Consider the following 15,233-nt stretch of genomic DNA (forward strand, 5'->3'; position numbering starts at 1 on the left):
GCCGTCAGGTCTTGATTGGCCGAGAGCGCGCAACTCGTGCGAAACCGCCGACCACAGGATGATTCTACTGGCCGACCCGACCGCCGCAAAACTGCGTTCTCCCCACGCCCGTGACATCCGCGCGTGCGAGGTCAAGCGTGTTGAACCGGTCTTTTGCCGCAGTGCAAAAGCCCTTCCCTTTTTCGATCAGCACACTAGGTTCGCCAAGCAAGACACAGACCGGCAAAGAAATTCCCCGACATGATATTCAACAAAGACGTCATCGAAGCGATCGGCAACACCCCGCTCATCAAGCTGAAACGCGCGTCCGAACTGACCGGCTGCACCATTCTCGGCAAGGCCGAATTCATGAACCCGGGCCAGTCGGTGAAGGATCGTGCCGGCAAATGGATGATCCTGGAGGCCGAGAGGCGCGGCACGCTGAAGCCCGGCGGGCTCGTGGTCGAGTCGACCGCGGGCAATACCGGGATCGGGCTTGCTGTCGTGGCGAGTGCGCGCGGCTACCGCACCCTGATCGTCATTCCGGAGACGCAGAGCCAGGAAAAGAAGGACATGCTGCGGCTGTGCGGCGCCGAGCTGGTCGAGGCGCCGGCGCTGCCCTTCGCCAATCCGAACAACTACCAGCATCTCGGCAAGCGGCTCGCCGAGCAACTGCGCAAGACCGAACCGAACGGCGTGCTATTCGCCGACCAGTGGAACAATCTCGACAATCCCAAGGCGCATTACGACTCGACCGGACCGGAAATCTGGCAGCAGACCGACAGCAAGGTCGACGGCTTCATCTGCTCGGTCGGCACCGGCGGCACGCTGGCCGGCGTCAGCCGCTACCTGAAGGAAAAGAACCCGGCCATCGTCACCGCCTGTGCCGATCCGCACGGCTTCGGCATGTATGAACTGTTCAAGAATGGGCAGGTCAAATCAACGCCGGGCGATTCGATCACGGAAGGCATCGGGCTCGGACGCGTCACGCCGGTGGTCGAGACTGCGAAGGTCGACACCGCGTTCCTGATCTCCGATGAGGAAGCCGTGACCATCATCTATGAGCTTTTGGAGCACGAAGGCCTGTGCCTCGGCGGCTCGACCGGCGTCAACATCGCGGGCGCGATCCAGCTCGCCAAGCAGCTCGGCCCCGGCAAGACCATCGTCACCATTCTCTGCGACTCCGGCAACCGCTATCAGTCCAAGCTGTTCAACCCGGCCTTCATGCGCTCGAAGAATTTGCCGGTCCCGGAATGGCTGGAAAAGCGCAGCAAGATCGAGCTGCCGCTGGTCTGAGGGAGCGAATGGCGCGTAGCGAATAGCGGGATTCGCCATTCGCTACTCGCTCATCTCAGGATTTGACTTAGGAACAGCTTCGACCGCGCGTGCTGCGGGTTGGCGAAGAATTCCTGAGGCGTGTTCGATTCGATGATCTGGCCCGCGTCCATGAAGACGACGCGGTTGGCGACCTCGCGGGCAAAGCCCATTTCATGGGTCACGACCAGCATGGTCATGCCCTCCTTGGCAAGATCGACCATGGTGTCGAGCACCTCCTTGACCATCTCCGGGTCGAGCGCCGAGGTGGGCTCGTCGAACAGCATCACCTTCGGGTTCATGGTCAGCGCGCGGGCGATCGCAACGCGCTGCTGCTGACCACCCGACATCTGGCCGGGAAACTTGTTGGCCTGATGCGGGATCTTGACCCGCTCGAGGAACTTCATCGCGGTGGCCTCGGCATCCTTCTTCGGGATGTTGCGCACCCAGATCGGCGCCAGCGTGCAATTGTCGAGCACGGTGAGATGCGGGAACAGGTTGAAGCTCTGGAACACCATGCCGACCTCGCGGCGGACTTCGTCGACACGGCGAAGGTTCGGGCCGAGGTCGATGCCGTCGACCACGATCTCGCCCTCCTGGAATTCCTCCAGCGCGTTGATGCAGCGGATCAGGGTCGACTTGCCCGAACCGGACGGGCCGCAGATCACGATACGCTCGCCCTTGCCGACCTCCAGGTTGATGTCGCGCAGCACGTGGAAGTCGCCGTACCATTTGTTGAGAGCGGAAATGTTGACGATCGGGGTTGTGGACATGGTGACCTTGTTCAGTGGCGGCGGTGAGCGTTGAGCCGGTTTTCGACGAACAGCGAATAGCGCGACATTCCAAAGCAGAACACGAAGTAGATCATTCCAGCGAAGGCGAAGCCGGTAAAGGCCGTGGTCGGCGTCGACCAGGTCGGATCGGAGAACGTCGCATGCAACGACCCCAAGAGGTCGAACAGCGCAACGATCGAGACCAGCGAGGTGTCCTTGAACAGCGCGATGAAGCTGTTGACGAGCCCCGGAATGACGTGGCGCAGCGCCTGCGGCATCACGATCAGCGACGTGGTCTTCCACCAGGACAGGCCGAGCGCGCTCGCCGCCTCGCCCTGCCCGCGCGGGATTGCGGCAAGGCCGCCGCGCACCACCTCGGCCTGGTAGGCGCCGGCAAACAGCGCAATGCCGATCAGCGCACGGACCAGCCCGTCGACGTTGAAGTTGCCCGGCAGGAACAGCGGCAGCATGTAGGTAGCGAAGAACAGCACCGTGATCAGCGGCACGCCACGCCAGAACTCGATGAAGGCGATCGAGAATATCCGGATCAGCGGAATGGTCGAGCGGCGGCCCAGCGCCAGCGCGATCCCGATCGGCATCGAGGTGACGATGCCGGTGACAGACACCACCAGCGTCACCAGGAGGCCGCCCCACAGCCTGGTGTCGACGATGGGCAGTCCGCCGCGGTCGAGCCCCATCAGCTTGATCACGATCGCGATGCCGGCAAAGCTCGCCAGGCTCCCGAGCAGCGCGCGTTGTCCGGTTCGCATGCCGCCGCCGAGGAAAAACAGGATCGGCGAGACGATCGCCGTGGTCAGCAGGAAGTCGAACCACAGCGGCTGGCTCGACATCTGGAGCTGCTCGCGCAGCCAGGTCAGGGGAAAGATCAGCCAGCCGATCAGGCTGCCGACGAGCACGATGATGTTGCCGACCGCCCACAGCAGCGGCCCGATCGCCGAACTCCGGCTGAGATTGACCAGCGCCTGACCGGCATTGACGACGCTGTCGTCGAACAGCTGCAACAGGCTCGCGACCCAGCTGACGCCGAAACCGGCTAGTCCGCCGCCGCGCAGCAGGAAGAAGGCGACCGCCGGGAACGCGAAGAAGAACAGGCTCGCATTCAGGCCCTTCGCCGGCAGGCGCGGAATAAGGAGTGGCAGCAACAGGACGGCCGCGAGGACGAAGGTCAGGTTGACGCGCCAGCGCTCGGCTTCCGGATAGAAGCCATAGATCAGCTGGGTGAGCTTGGCCTGGATATAGGGCCAGCAGGCGCCGACCTGACGGCCGGCAGTCTCGGCGAGGCATGCATTGCGGTCCTTGCCGCTCCAGACCGCATCGACCAGCAGGAACTTGAACGCGGGAACGATCGTGTACCAGAGCAGCCCCAGCGCCACGACCGTCAGCAGGATATTGGTCGGCGAATTCAACAGCCGCGTGCGGATGAAACCGACGAGGCCGGTGGTCTTCACCGGCGCCCGGCGCTCGGGCACCAGGTCCTGCCGGACAAAGGATGACGCGGTGGCGTCGGTCATGCCCCAAGGCTCCGGTTGATGCGCCAGCCATAGACACTCATGATCGCGCTGGTGACCAGCGAGATCAGGAGGTACACGCCCATGGTGATGGCGATGATCTCGATCGCCTGGCCGGTCTGGCTCAGCGTCGTTCCGGCAAATACCGAGACCAGGTCGGGATAGCCGATCGCGACCGCCAGCGACGAATTCTTGGTCAGGTTGAGGTACTGGTTGGTCAGCGGCGGAACGATGACGCGCATCGCCTGCGGCACGACGATCAGCCGCAAGGTGGTGCCGCGCGACAGGCCGAGCGACGAGCCGGCTTCCATCTGTCCCTTATGGACCGACAGAATACCGGCGCGGACGATCTCGGCGATGAAGGCGGCCGTATAGGTCGACAGCGCAACCACCAGCGCAACCAGCTCCGGAATCACCCGCGCGCCGCCGGCGAAGTTGAAGCCCTTGAGTTGCGGCAGCTCGAAGGTCACCGGCAGCCCGAACACCAGCATCGTCACCAACGGCAAACCAGCTAGCAGGCCGAGCACATAGGGCCAGATCCGGATCGCCTGCCCGCGTTGAAACAGCGCCCGCCTTGCGTAGCCGCGCAGCGCCAGCGCGCCTGCGATGGCGATCGCGAGCGCGATCAGAAACGGATCAAGCCCGGCCTCGCCGATCGGCCGCGGGATCACCAGCCCGCGATTGGAGAGGAAGAAGGCGTTGAACAGCGAGATGCTCTGGCGCGGCCCCGGCAGCGCCGCGAGCACCGCGAGGTACCAGAATAACAGCTGGAACAGCAGCGGCAGATTGCGGACGATCTCGACATAGATCTCGCCGAACCGCGCCAGCAGCCAGTTCGGCGACAGCCGGCACAGCGCAATGATGAAGCCAATGATGGTGGCGAAGACGATGCCAATGCCCGCAACCAGCAGCGTGTTGAGCAGGCCGACGAAGAACACCCGCGTGTAGGTGTCCGACCCCGAATACGGGATCAGGTTCAGGCTGACATCAAAGCCCGCATTGTTTTTGAGAAACCCGAACCCGGAGGCAATGCGCTGCGTCTCCAGGTTGGCGCGGGCATTGGCCACGATCTCATAGGCGACCCAGGCCAACACCGCCGCGAACACGATCTGCACGGCAAGGCCAGTCCAGCCGGACTGGCCGCCGAGCGCGCGCTTCAGGCGGAAGATGAACTGCGGCGGTGGTTTTCGGGGCTCGGTCGTCATCGCCGCAGCCGCCTCGTCACCGATCAGCGGATCGGAGGCGCGTACTGGATGCCGCCCTTGTTCCAGAGATTGTTGAGCCCGCGTGCGATCTGCAGCTTCGATCCGGCGCCGACGTTGCGGTCGTACATCTCGCCGTAATTGCCGACGGCCTTGATGATGCGGGAGAACCAGTCCTTGGTCAGGCCGAGCTGCTCACCGAGATTGCCGTCGGTGCCGAACGCGCGCTTGAGGTCGGGCTTGTCCGACTTGGCCATCTCGTCGACGTTCTTCTGGGTGACGCCGAGTTCCTCGGCATTGATCTGGGCGAACAGCGCCCACTTCACGATGTCGAACCACTGGTCGTCGCCATGGCGAACCATCGGGCCGAGCGGCTCCTTGGAGATGATCTCGGGCAGCACGACGTGGTCGGCCGGGTTGGCGAGCTTCAGCCGCTGCGCATAGAGCTGGGACACGTCGGAGGTGAACACGTCGCAACGGCCGGTCTCGTAGGCCTTCACGGTCTCGTCGGCGCCGGCGAACGCGATCACCTCGTACTTCATGTTGTTGCCCTTGAAGTAGTCGGCGAGGTTCTGCTCGGTCGTAGTGCCGGTCTGCACGCAGACCGACGCGCTGTTCAGCTCCAGCGCCGAGTTCACCTTGAGCGACTTCTTCACCAGAAAGCCCTGCCCGTCATAATAGGTCACGCCGGTGAAGTTGGCGCCGAGCGAGGTATCGCGCGACAGCGTCCAGGTGGTATTGCGCGACAGCACGTCGATCTCGCCCGACTGCAGCGCGGTGAAGCGGTCCTTGGCCGACAGCGGCACGAACTTGACCTTGGACGGATCGTCGAAGATCGCCGCCGCGATGCCACGACAGATGTCGACGTCGATGCCGGTCCAGTTCCCCTTGTCGTCCGGCGACGAGAAGCCCGGCAGGCCGCCGCTGACGCCGCAGGACAGCTGGCCTCGGTCCTTGACCGTCTTGAGGGTTTGCGCCGAGGCGGCCTGGACCGACAGGGCGGTGGCAGCGGCAAGGGTGACAGCCAGGGATACGCGTTTCATGGGCGGGGCCTTTCAGGGTCGTCCGGTGGACGTTTGCATTGTGATCGCCTCGCGTTCACGGGCCATCCCAATGATCCCTTGCAGCAAAAATGCCGATTTGACCGGCAGTTTGACCTGCAAACCGGTCAGGCAACGGATCGTAGGTCGCGGCAGGCCCCTCAACGTGCGGCGACTGGTAGTTGCGCCGCATCACATAGCGACTGACGAGCCGGGTCAAGGGGTTGACGCATGTCTTCTACCTCTTGTTAGTAACACCTCCCGGCCTGGCCCCGTCTTCGCGGTACGGCTGCGGCAAAAAGTCTAAAGTTCAACGGCAGCGCTTCATGACCTCCTCCGACGGCTCCACGCCCTCCCACCCGCAACAGGCCGCCACCCGCCTGGTCACGGCCGGCCGCGACACCAAGGCCCAGAAGGGCTTTGTCAATCCGCCGGTGTTTCACGGCTCGACCGTGCTCTACCCGACCGCGGAGGACCTCCACGCCCATCGCGCCGAATTTACCTACGGCCGCCACGGCAGCCCGACCACACGGGCGCTGCAGGACGTGCTGATGGCGCTGGAAGGCCCGCAATGCGCCGGCGTCGGCCTTGCCCCGTCGGGACTGGCGTCGATCAGCACCACGCTGCTCGCCGTGCTCAAAACCGGCGATCACCTTCTGGTGTGCGACAATGCCTATCGGCCGACCCGCAATTTCTGCGACAACATGCTCAAGCGCTACGGCATCGAGACCAGCTATTTCGACCCGCTGATCGGCGCCGGCATCGAGACGCTATTCAAGCCTAACACCCGCGCCGTGCTGATCGAAGCGCCCGGCTCGCAGACGTTCGAGATGCCGGACGTGCGGGCGATATCGGCCGTGACGCACGCCCGCGGCGCGCTCATGATCGACGACAACACCTGGGCGACGCCGCTCTATCACCGCTCGCTCGAACAGGGCGTCGACATCAGCATGCAGGCCGGCACCAAATATATCGGCGGCCACTCCGACATCATGTTCGGCACCATCGCAGCCAATGCGAAAGCCTGGCCGCTGATCCAGGAGGCGATCCGCCTGCTCGGCGTCTGCGCCGGCCCCGACGACGTCTATCTCGCGCTGCGCGGGGTTCGCACGCTATCGGTGCGGCTTGCTCAGCACCACCGCTCCGGGCTCGAGATCGCGCGCTGGCTCGGCGCGCGGCCCGAGGTCGATCGCGTGCTGCACCCTGCCCTCGACACCGATCCCGGGCACGCGATCTGGAAACGCGACTTCACCGGCGCCTCCGGGCTGTTCAGCATCGTGCTGAAGCCGGTGCCGCAGACCGCGGTCGATGCAATGCTGAACGCGCTCACCCTGTTCGGCATGGGCTTTTCCTGGGGCGGCTTCGAAAGCCTCGCCATCCCGTTCGACTGCAGCGACTATCGCACCGCGACCAAATGGTCGCCGGGCGGACCGACGCTGCGGCTGCATATCGGGCTCGAGAATCTCGACGACCTCAAGGCCGATCTCGACCGTGGATTTGCGGCGTTGAAGGCCGCGCTCTGATCCTCGCGCCCTGCCACGTTAGACGACATTAACCACGCTCCACCGGCGCTGACGCCGCGTTGCGACCAACGTCGTACGCCTTAAGCACGCACGATCTCCGGGATTCTGCGGAGATGCAACGGCGCCGATAACCCGCCGTTCACCATCCCCACCAATCCCTTAATTGTCCGGACCTTCCATCAAGTTCCCTTATACTTTTGCGGCCGTAGTGATGCCTCGGGAAGGGCTGTCAGTGCCGCAAGGACGCGATTGCCCTGTGTGAAGGGCATTCAGACAATCGCATGAAAACGGCACGCATCGTGGTCCTCGGCATCGCCGGCGTCGCAGGCCTCGCGGCCATGTATCTCGCGAGCGTTGGCGATCGCAAACCGGCGCCGATCGCGCCGCCCGTCGCGCAACTGCCGACCGTCGAAGTGCTGGTCGCAAAGTCCGACATCGGGCTCGGTCAATCGGTCAAGGCCGAGGACATCCAGTGGCAGCGCTGGCCGGCTGAAACTGCAAGCAGCGCGTTCATCCGTCACGACGCCAACGCCAATGCCATGAACGACGTTATCGGTTCGATCGCACGCGCGCCCTTCATCGTCGGCGAACCGATCCGCGAGCAAAAGCTGGTCAAGGCCAATGGAAGCGGCTTCATGGCCGCGATCCTGCCCTCCGGCATGCGCGCGATCTCCACCGAAATCTCGCCGGAGACCGGCGCCGGCGGCTTCATCCTGCCGAACGACCGCGTCGACGTGATCCTGTCGCGTCGCGACAAGAATCCCGATCAGCAAGGCGGCCGCGATATCGTCACCACTGAAATCCTGCTGTCCAACGTCCGCGTGCTGGCGATCGACCAGGCACCGAAGGAGAAGGACGGCAACAACTCCCTCGTCGGCAAGACCGTGACCCTCGAGCTCAAGCCCGAGCAGGCCGAGACGCTGGCGCGCGCCCGGCAGAGCGGCACGCTGGCGCTGGCACTGCGCAGCATCGCCGACGTCAACGAGCAGACCGACGAGACCAGAGACCATGCCCCGAAGCGGGGCGAGAGCATCAAGGTGGTGCGCTTCGGCATCCCGAGCTCTCTGACGACACAGAAGTGATGGGGGCTTCGATATGACGACGGGTGCGAAACAAATGGCGACGTCGACCACGCTGGTCCGCGCGCTGTCATTGTCGGCGATCACCGCGCTGATGCTGATCCCTGCCCTTGCCAGCGCGACCGATCCCGACAAGAACTCGGATGTCGCGGTGACCAGCAGCATCGCCGCCAAGACGCGCTCCGTCTCGCTCGGCGTTGGCAAGTCGGTCGTGGTCGACCTGCCGCGCGAGGCCAAGGACGTTCTGGTCGCCGATCCCAAGATCGCCAACGCCGTGATCCGCTCGGCGCAGCGCGCCTATATCATCGGCGCGGCGGTCGGTCAGACCAACGTGGTGTTCTTCGACGCCGACGGCAACCAAGTCGCCTCTTACGACATCGCGATCAAGCGCGACCTCAACGGCATGCGCGCCGCGCTGAAGCAGATGCTGCCCGGCGTGCAGATCGAGGGCGTCGGCGACAGCGTCGTCCTGACCGGCACGGTGGCAAGCCCGGTCGAGGCCCAGCAGGCCGGCGACATCGCCGCCAAACTGGTCGGCAGCGCCGACAAGGTCGTCAATTCCATCGTGGTCCGCGGCCGCGACCAGGTGATGCTGAAAGTCACCGTCGCCGAAGTCCGCCGGGACGTCGTCAAGCAGCTCGGCGTCGACCTCAGCGCCAACATGAACTACGGCACCGCCGCGGTGGTCTTCAACAACGCCAACGCCTTCACCGCCAATAACGGTGCGCTCGCCCCCAACAACGGGCTGACGGGCGCAGCCCTGAACAAGCTCGGCGTGCCGACCGTCACCGCGACGCTGCGCGCGATGGAGAGCGCGGGCGTGGTCAAGACGCTGGCCGAACCCAACCTCACCGCGATCTCCGGCGAGTCGGCGACCTTCATTTCGGGCGGCGAGTTTCCGATTCCGACCGGCGTCACCTGCCAGACGACGACGTCGGGCACGATCGGCAATTGCGTTCAGACCGTCAGCTTCAAGAAATTCGGCATCTCGCTCAACTTTACTCCGGTGGTGCTAACCGAGGGACGGATCAGCCTGAAGGTGATGACCGAGGTCTCCGAAGTCTCGATGGAAAACGCCCTGACCGGCGGCCAGAACGGCACGACCATTCCCTCGATCAAGACCCGCCGCGCCGATACCACGCTGGAGGTGCCCTCCGGCGGTTCGATCGCGATGGCCGGCTTGATCCAGGAGCAGACCAAGCAGGCCATCAACGGCATGCCCGGCGTCGATCAGATCCCGATCCTCGGCCAGCTCTTCAGGAGCCAGGACTTCGTCAACAACGAGACCGAGCTCATGGTCATCGTGACGCCCTACGTGGTGCGCGCCGTGGCGCAGAAGGAGCTGTCCCGTCCCGACGACGGATTTGCCCCGGCGTCCGACGCGCAGTCGGCCCTGCTGGCGCGCGTCAATCGCATCTACGGCGTCGCCGCCCGCAGCGAGCCGATCGGCGCCACGCCAGTCAATTTCGGCTTCATCATCGACTGAGGCGCGGACCTGAAGGGTTGGGGGATCCTATGATGACACGCAACACACAAGCTGGTCGTGCCAGGAGGCTGTCGCTGTTCGGCGCCCTTGTCACGTCAGCGATCGCGCTCGGCGGCTGCAATCTGACAGGCGACAATCTTGCCACCGGCACCGTGGGCGACGACTACCGGCAGCGGCATCCGATCGCAATCACCGAAGGCGAGCAATCGATCGTCGTCTTCGTCGGCCGCGCCCGCGGCAATCTCACCGAAACGCAGCGCGACGACGTCATGGGGCTGGCGCGCACCTGGCGCCGCGAAGGCACCGGCGCGATTGCGATCGACGTGCCGGCCGACAGCTCGAACGCGCGCTCGGCACAGGCGGTATATCAGGAGATCCGCGGCCTGCTGGCGTCGATGGGCGTGCCCGCCCATGCCATCACCAAGCGCCCCTATCATCTCGACGATCCGCGCGCGCTTCCGACCATTCGGCTGAGCTATCCGAAGATGGCCGCGGTCGCCGGTCCCTGCGGAGTGTGGCCGAGCGACCTTGGTCCCTCGATCTACAATCCGAGCTACAACGAGAACAAGCAGTACGACAATTTCGGCTGCGCCACGCAGCGTAACCTTGCCGCGATGGTCGCCAATCCGTCCGACCTCGAACAGCCGCGCACCGAGACCGCAGCCTACACGCCGCGCCGTACGATCGCGTTCGATAAATACCGCAAGGGTGAGTCGACCGCGACCGCCTACCCCGAAGCCGAGAAAGCCAAGCTGAGCGACGCCGCGAAATGACCGAACAACAAGACGAGCCGCAGCACGCGAACGATTACATCGCGCCGGCGCCGCGGATTTCCGTGCAGGCCTTCTGCGCCAGCGTCGCGACCGCCGCGAACGCACGCGCGGCTGCCGACGACCGCCGGCTCGCCAAGGCTCATCTCTCGGTCCATATGGGCGGCATCGCCGCGGCGATCGACGCCTACCACAAGGCGCCGACGCCCAACGTCATCATGCTCGAGACCGAGCCGGATCATGATTTCCTGGCCGGTCTCGACGAACTCGCCACGGTCTGCGACCCCGGCACCCGCGTCGTGGTGCTCGGCACGGCCGGCGAGACAGCGCCGTATCGCGAACTGGTCCGGCGCGGCGTCAACGACTACGTCATCGGGCCGGTCAAGGTGCTCGACATCGTGCGCTCGATCTGCAGCCTGTTCTCGGCCTCCGAAGCGGTCTCGGTCGGCCGCCTGATCGCGGTCGCGGGCGCCAAGGGCGGCGTCGGCGCCTCGACCATTGCCCACAATGTCGCCTGGACCATCGCGCGCGACCTCGGGCTGGATTCGGTCGTCGTCGATCTCGACCTCGCCTTCGGTACCGCCGGGCTGGACTACAATCAGGATCCGGTGCAGGGCATCGCCAACGCCGTGTTCTCGCCCGAGCGTCCGGACTCTGCCTTCATGGAACGCCTGCTCGCAAAGTGCGGCGATCATCTTAGCCTGCTGGCAGCGCCGGCCACCCTCGACCAGGTCTACGATTTCGGCGCCGAGGCGTTCGATGCCATCTTCGATACGATGCGCATGACGACGTCCTGCATCGTGCTCGACGTGCCGCATCAATGGACCGCCTGGACCAAACGCGTGCTGGTCGGTGCCGACGATATCCTGATCGTGGCCGAGCCCGACCTCGCCAACATGCGCAACACCAAGAACATGATGAACCTGTTGAGGACCGCGCGTCCGAACGACCGTCCGCCGCTCTACTGCCTGAACCAGGTCGGCATGTCGAAGCGACCCGAGATCGAGGTCAAGGATTTCGCCAAGACGATCGAGAGCCAGCCGATCGCGGCGATCCCGTTCGACTGCAGGCTGTTCGGTGAAGCCGCCAACAACGGTCAGATGATCGCGGAAGTCTCCGCGCGTCACCGCACCACAAGGACTTTCCTGCAGATCGCGCAGCGCCTCACCGGCCGCCCCGACCTCGCGGAAGCCCGCGAGTCGTTCCTGTCGCCGATCCTCAAGAAGCTGCAGTCGCGCCGAAACGACGGGCGCCGGGCCGCCGGCTAGCGTCCCGCCTGAAAGCGCCCTAGTCGCGTCGACTGGCTGCGACCGGGATCTTCTCGGCGTCGGTGCGGCTCGCATCCCGGCGCGCCAACAGCCGCTTCAGCGCGGCGACGTTGGCTGAGCCCTGCTCCGGCGGCAAATCGGCCTTCATGATGGTTTCCGCTTCGGACTGGCGGCCCTGCAAGCCAACCACGACGGCGAGATTGGTTCGCACCCGCATGTCGCCGGGGGCGCGCTCCCGGGCACGGCGCAGCGTCTCTTCGGCCTTCGGCAGGTCCTTCGACAGCAGATAGGACAGCCCGATATTGGAGAGCACTGAGGGATCGTCAGGCACGATCTTCAGCGCACTCGCATAATACTGCCGCGCCTCGTCGTGGCGATCGAGCTGGTCGAGCACGGCGCCCTGCGCCGACAGGATACGCCAGTCCGGATCTTCCGGGGTATGCGCGCGCCCGAGCACGTCGAATGCCTGCTGGAAATTGCCGTTGTCGGCGAGCGCCCGTCCGTAGCCCGCGAGCAGCGCCTTGTTGCTGGGCTGCGCCAGCACCGCCTGCTCCATCACGGCGACCGCCTGGGCCCGCTGGCCAGTGGCGCGCAGCGCACGGGCATATTTCAGCGCGGCATCGGTGTCTTTCGGGTTGGCGCGGACACGCTCGTGGTAGGTCGCGATGTCGCGCCGCGGATCGGCCGGGGCCGGCGTGGCTTCCGCCGTCTCGCCCAATGAGCCGGTGATGTCCGACGGGCCGGAGGTTTGACAGGCGGACAACCCGATCAGCAGGATCACGGCAGATACCGTGCCCGCGAGACGGCGCGCGCGGCCTGAGGGTCGGGGTAAATTCTCAAACATTAAGCGAGACTCGGAACGGCGAAGGTTCCGGGATGCTCACAGCTTAACCCTAAGGTCCGGTTAAGGATGCCATCATGTCGCCGTCATCCGGCCCAGATGCGCTGCCGGACGCCTGGCGAGAAAGCAGCCAAATGGCTGGTTCAGTCGACGAACTGGGCGCCGAACTCGTGCCCGATTTGCCAGGCCAGCCGGCACTGACGCGGACTGCCGGTCGACAGGATGATGGTGAATTCCGGCGGGATCTCCAGATATTCGGCGATCACCTTGACGCCGCCGGCCGAAATATCGGTGATCATGCAGTCGCGTGGCAGCGACCCTGTGCCCAGCTGAATTTTGGCGACGCTCCGGCACGGGCGGCGTTCGCTCTTGCGGCGATTCATAAACATTCTGATCCCCAAGCCTTTCTGGGCAACTTCCTAGCCTACCGTCATAGCCGGGAAAGATTGGAAACTGCCTAGCGGAACCCATCGTAATTGAGCGGTCGCATTCGAGATTCGTTTACCGGGGGCGCCCTCGCCCAGCCCCGCGAGCTTGGATCAATCAAAAATAGAATAGTTGAGCTATTTGTCCTGCAGGGCGCATCACGCACCTTCGATCAGGCCGCCCCACTCGATAGCGTGCGTTGCTACCGTCCTGTTCGCATGAGAACAAAAAGGGGTTGATCGCCAGTCGATAGACGATACCTATATCGTTTCGACTCGAATTCGCCGGGATGCCAGGAAGCATGGGAAGCATTGTTCTGCTCGATCTGATGGGGGGCGTGGCGCTCCTGCTGTGGGGCCTGCACATGGTCCATAGCGGGATTCTGCGCGCCTTCGGGCCGGACTTGCGGCTGCTGCTCGCCCGGGCGCTGCGCAATCGCTTTACCGCCCTTGGCGCCGGTCTCGGCCTGACCGCCCTGCTCCAAAGCTCGACCGCGACTGCCCTGATCACCAGTTCCTTCGCCGCCGAAGAGATCGTCAGCCTGGTGCCGGCGCTCGCGATCATGCTCGGCGCCAATATCGGCACCACGCTGATCGTGCAGGTGCTGTCGTTCAACGTCGCCGCCATCGCGCCGGTACTGTTCATTGTCGGCCTCGTCGCGTTCCGCAGCGGGCCGCGCTCCCGGATCAAGGATCTCGGCCGCGTCTCGATCGGCCTCGGCCTGATGCTGCTGGCGCTGCACATCCTGCTCGATACGATGGCGCCCGCCGAGAATGCTCCGGGCGTGCGCGTGTTCCTGGGCGCGATCACCGGCGATCCCGTGCTCTGCATCCTGATCGGCGCCGTCGTCACCTGGCTGGTCCATTCCAGTGTCGCCAGCGTGCTGCTGGTGATGTCGCTGGCCTTTTCCCAGTTCATCTCGCCCTATGCTGCATTTGCGCTGGTGCTCGGCGCCAACCTCGGCAGTGCCATCAATCCGTTGCTGGAGGGCGCGCGGCGCGACAATCCGGCGAGCTACCGGCTGCCGGTCGGCAACCTCGTCAACCGCGTCGTCGGCATCCTGCTGGTGGCGCCGTTCCTGCGCCCGATCACCGAGATCATCTACGCCTGGCAGCCCGATCTCGCCAAGGCGACTGCGCTGTTCCACATCGCCTTCAACGTTGCAACCGCGCTGCTGTTCATCGGCGTGCTCGACCACATGGCGCGGCTGCTCGAGCGTCTGCTGCCGAAGCGAGCGCAGGAGACCGATCCATCACGGCCGCGCTACCTCGACGAGAGCGCGCTGGAGACGCCTTCACTGGCGCTGGCCGATGCGGCGCGCGAGGTGCTGCATATGGGCGATCACACCGAGGCCATGCTGCGCAAGGTGATGGCGGCGATGCTGACCAACGATCGCGCCCTGGTCGACCAGGTGTCGAAGATGGACAACACCGTCGACCGGCTGAACGAGGCGATCAAGCTTTACGTCACGAAACTCACCCGCGGCAGCCTGGACGAGCGCGAGGGCCAGCGCGCGATGGAGATCGTCGCGTTCGCGATCAATCTCGAACATATCGGCGACATCATCGACAAGAACCTGAGCGAGCTCGCGACCAAGAAGATCAAGCATCGCCTGCAATTCTCCAGCGAAGGCGCGGAGGAATTGTCGGCGTTCCACAAGCGCACGATCGACTCGCTGCGGATCGCGTTCGGCGTGTTCATGTCGGGCGATGCCAACGAGGCGCGCAAGCTGCTCACCGAGAAGGCGGCGCTGCGCGCGGCCGAATTGGCCGCCGTCGAGCGTCATCTGGAGCGCCTCCGCGAAGGCCGGCCCGAAACCATCGAGACCACTTCGCTGCATCTCGACGTGCTGCGCGACCTTCGCCGCATCCATTCGCACATCTGCTCGGTCGCCTATCCCGTGCTCGATGCCGCCGGCGAAACCGCCGCCGACCGCGAGAGCACCACCATGGAAGCGACCGAGGTTGCGGCGCCCGTGCCTTCGAGCTCTCCGGGCTCCTGAC

At 64.8% G+C, this 15,233-nt stretch carries 13 protein-coding genes; 7 read left to right on the forward strand and 6 right to left on the reverse strand.

The features are described from left to right. Nucleotides 1–240 precede the first annotated feature (240 nt). Nucleotides 241–1,275: a cysteine synthase A gene (locus QA639_RS23265; RefSeq protein ID WP_157341274.1), complete on the forward strand. Its 1,035-nt coding sequence runs from the start codon at nucleotides 241–243 to the stop codon at nucleotides 1,273–1,275. A gap of 50 nt (nucleotides 1,276–1,325) precedes the next feature. Here the strand turns inward: QA639_RS23265 and QA639_RS23270 are convergent, their stop codons facing one another. From QA639_RS23270 to QA639_RS23285, 4 genes are read right to left on the reverse strand one after another with little or no spacing between them, the layout of a single operon-like run. Further along, nucleotides 1,326–2,066, reverse strand: coding sequence for an amino acid ABC transporter ATP-binding protein (locus QA639_RS23270; protein ID WP_028331915.1), 741 nt, complete (start codon nucleotides 2,064–2,066; stop codon nucleotides 1,326–1,328). A gap of 11 nt (nucleotides 2,067–2,077) precedes the next feature. Beyond that, complete coding sequence (locus QA639_RS23275) at nucleotides 2,078–3,598, reverse strand: amino acid ABC transporter permease (protein ID WP_157341272.1); 1,521 nt, start codon at nucleotides 3,596–3,598, stop codon at nucleotides 2,078–2,080. Further along, complete coding sequence (locus QA639_RS23280; RefSeq protein WP_157341270.1) at nucleotides 3,595–4,800, reverse strand: amino acid ABC transporter permease; 1,206 nt, start codon at nucleotides 4,798–4,800, stop codon at nucleotides 3,595–3,597. Before QA639_RS23280 ends, QA639_RS23275 begins: the two co-directional genes overlap by 4 nt. A gap of 23 nt (nucleotides 4,801–4,823) precedes the next feature. Continuing rightward, nucleotides 4,824–5,840, reverse strand: a complete 1,017-nt coding sequence (locus QA639_RS23285; RefSeq protein WP_157341268.1) for an amino acid ABC transporter substrate-binding protein — start codon at nucleotides 5,838–5,840, stop codon at nucleotides 4,824–4,826. 323 nt (nucleotides 5,841–6,163) lie between these two features. Here QA639_RS23285 and metC point away from each other — a divergent pair, with 323 nt between their 5' ends. The 5 genes from metC (at nucleotide 6,164) to QA639_RS23310 (ending at nucleotide 11,963) form a co-directional block, all read left to right on the forward strand. Beyond that, entirely contained in the window at nucleotides 6,164–7,360 is a 1,197-nt protein-coding gene (metC, locus tag QA639_RS23290) for a cystathionine beta-lyase (protein WP_157341266.1), read from the forward strand. A gap of 281 nt (nucleotides 7,361–7,641) precedes the next feature. Further along, nucleotides 7,642–8,442: a Flp pilus assembly protein CpaB gene (gene cpaB, locus QA639_RS23295; protein WP_157341264.1), complete on the forward strand. Its 801-nt coding sequence runs from the start codon at nucleotides 7,642–7,644 to the stop codon at nucleotides 8,440–8,442. A 34-nt stretch (nucleotides 8,443–8,476) separates the two neighbouring features. After that, nucleotides 8,477–9,925 carry a type II and III secretion system protein family protein gene (locus tag QA639_RS23300; RefSeq protein ID WP_157341262.1) on the forward strand — a complete coding sequence of 483 codons (1,449 nt, stop codon included), beginning with the start codon at nucleotides 8,477–8,479 and terminating at the stop codon, nucleotides 9,923–9,925. Between the two features lie 32 nt (nucleotides 9,926–9,957). Continuing rightward, nucleotides 9,958–10,698 carry a CpaD family pilus assembly protein gene (locus tag QA639_RS23305; protein WP_157341260.1) on the forward strand — a complete coding sequence of 247 codons (741 nt, stop codon included), beginning with the start codon at nucleotides 9,958–9,960 and terminating at the stop codon, nucleotides 10,696–10,698. Beyond that, nucleotides 10,695–11,963, forward strand: coding sequence for a CpaE/TadZ family protein (locus QA639_RS23310; protein ID WP_157341258.1), 1,269 nt, complete (start codon nucleotides 10,695–10,697; stop codon nucleotides 11,961–11,963). Before QA639_RS23305 ends, QA639_RS23310 begins: the two co-directional genes overlap by 4 nt. Before the next feature lie 19 nt (nucleotides 11,964–11,982). Here QA639_RS23310 and QA639_RS23315 read toward each other — a convergent pair whose 3' ends face one another. After that, nucleotides 11,983–12,807, reverse strand: a complete 825-nt coding sequence (locus tag QA639_RS23315) for a tetratricopeptide repeat protein (RefSeq protein WP_028331906.1) — start codon at nucleotides 12,805–12,807, stop codon at nucleotides 11,983–11,985. Nucleotides 12,808–12,947: 140 nt separating this feature from the next. After that, complete coding sequence (locus QA639_RS23320) at nucleotides 12,948–13,193, reverse strand: PilZ domain-containing protein (RefSeq protein ID WP_026192789.1); 246 nt, start codon at nucleotides 13,191–13,193, stop codon at nucleotides 12,948–12,950. Between the two features lie 338 nt (nucleotides 13,194–13,531). On the opposite strand from QA639_RS23320, the gene QA639_RS23325 reads away from it, so the two are divergent. Beyond that, nucleotides 13,532–15,232 (forward strand): Na/Pi cotransporter family protein, encoded by a 1,701-nt coding sequence (locus QA639_RS23325; RefSeq protein ID WP_157341255.1) that lies wholly within the window; start codon nucleotides 13,532–13,534, stop codon nucleotides 15,230–15,232. Nucleotide 15,233: the final 1 nt, after the last annotated feature.

It is taken from the genome of Bradyrhizobium pachyrhizi, assembly GCF_029714545.1.
Classification (GTDB): Bacteria; Pseudomonadota; Alphaproteobacteria; order Rhizobiales; family Xanthobacteraceae; genus Bradyrhizobium; species Bradyrhizobium pachyrhizi.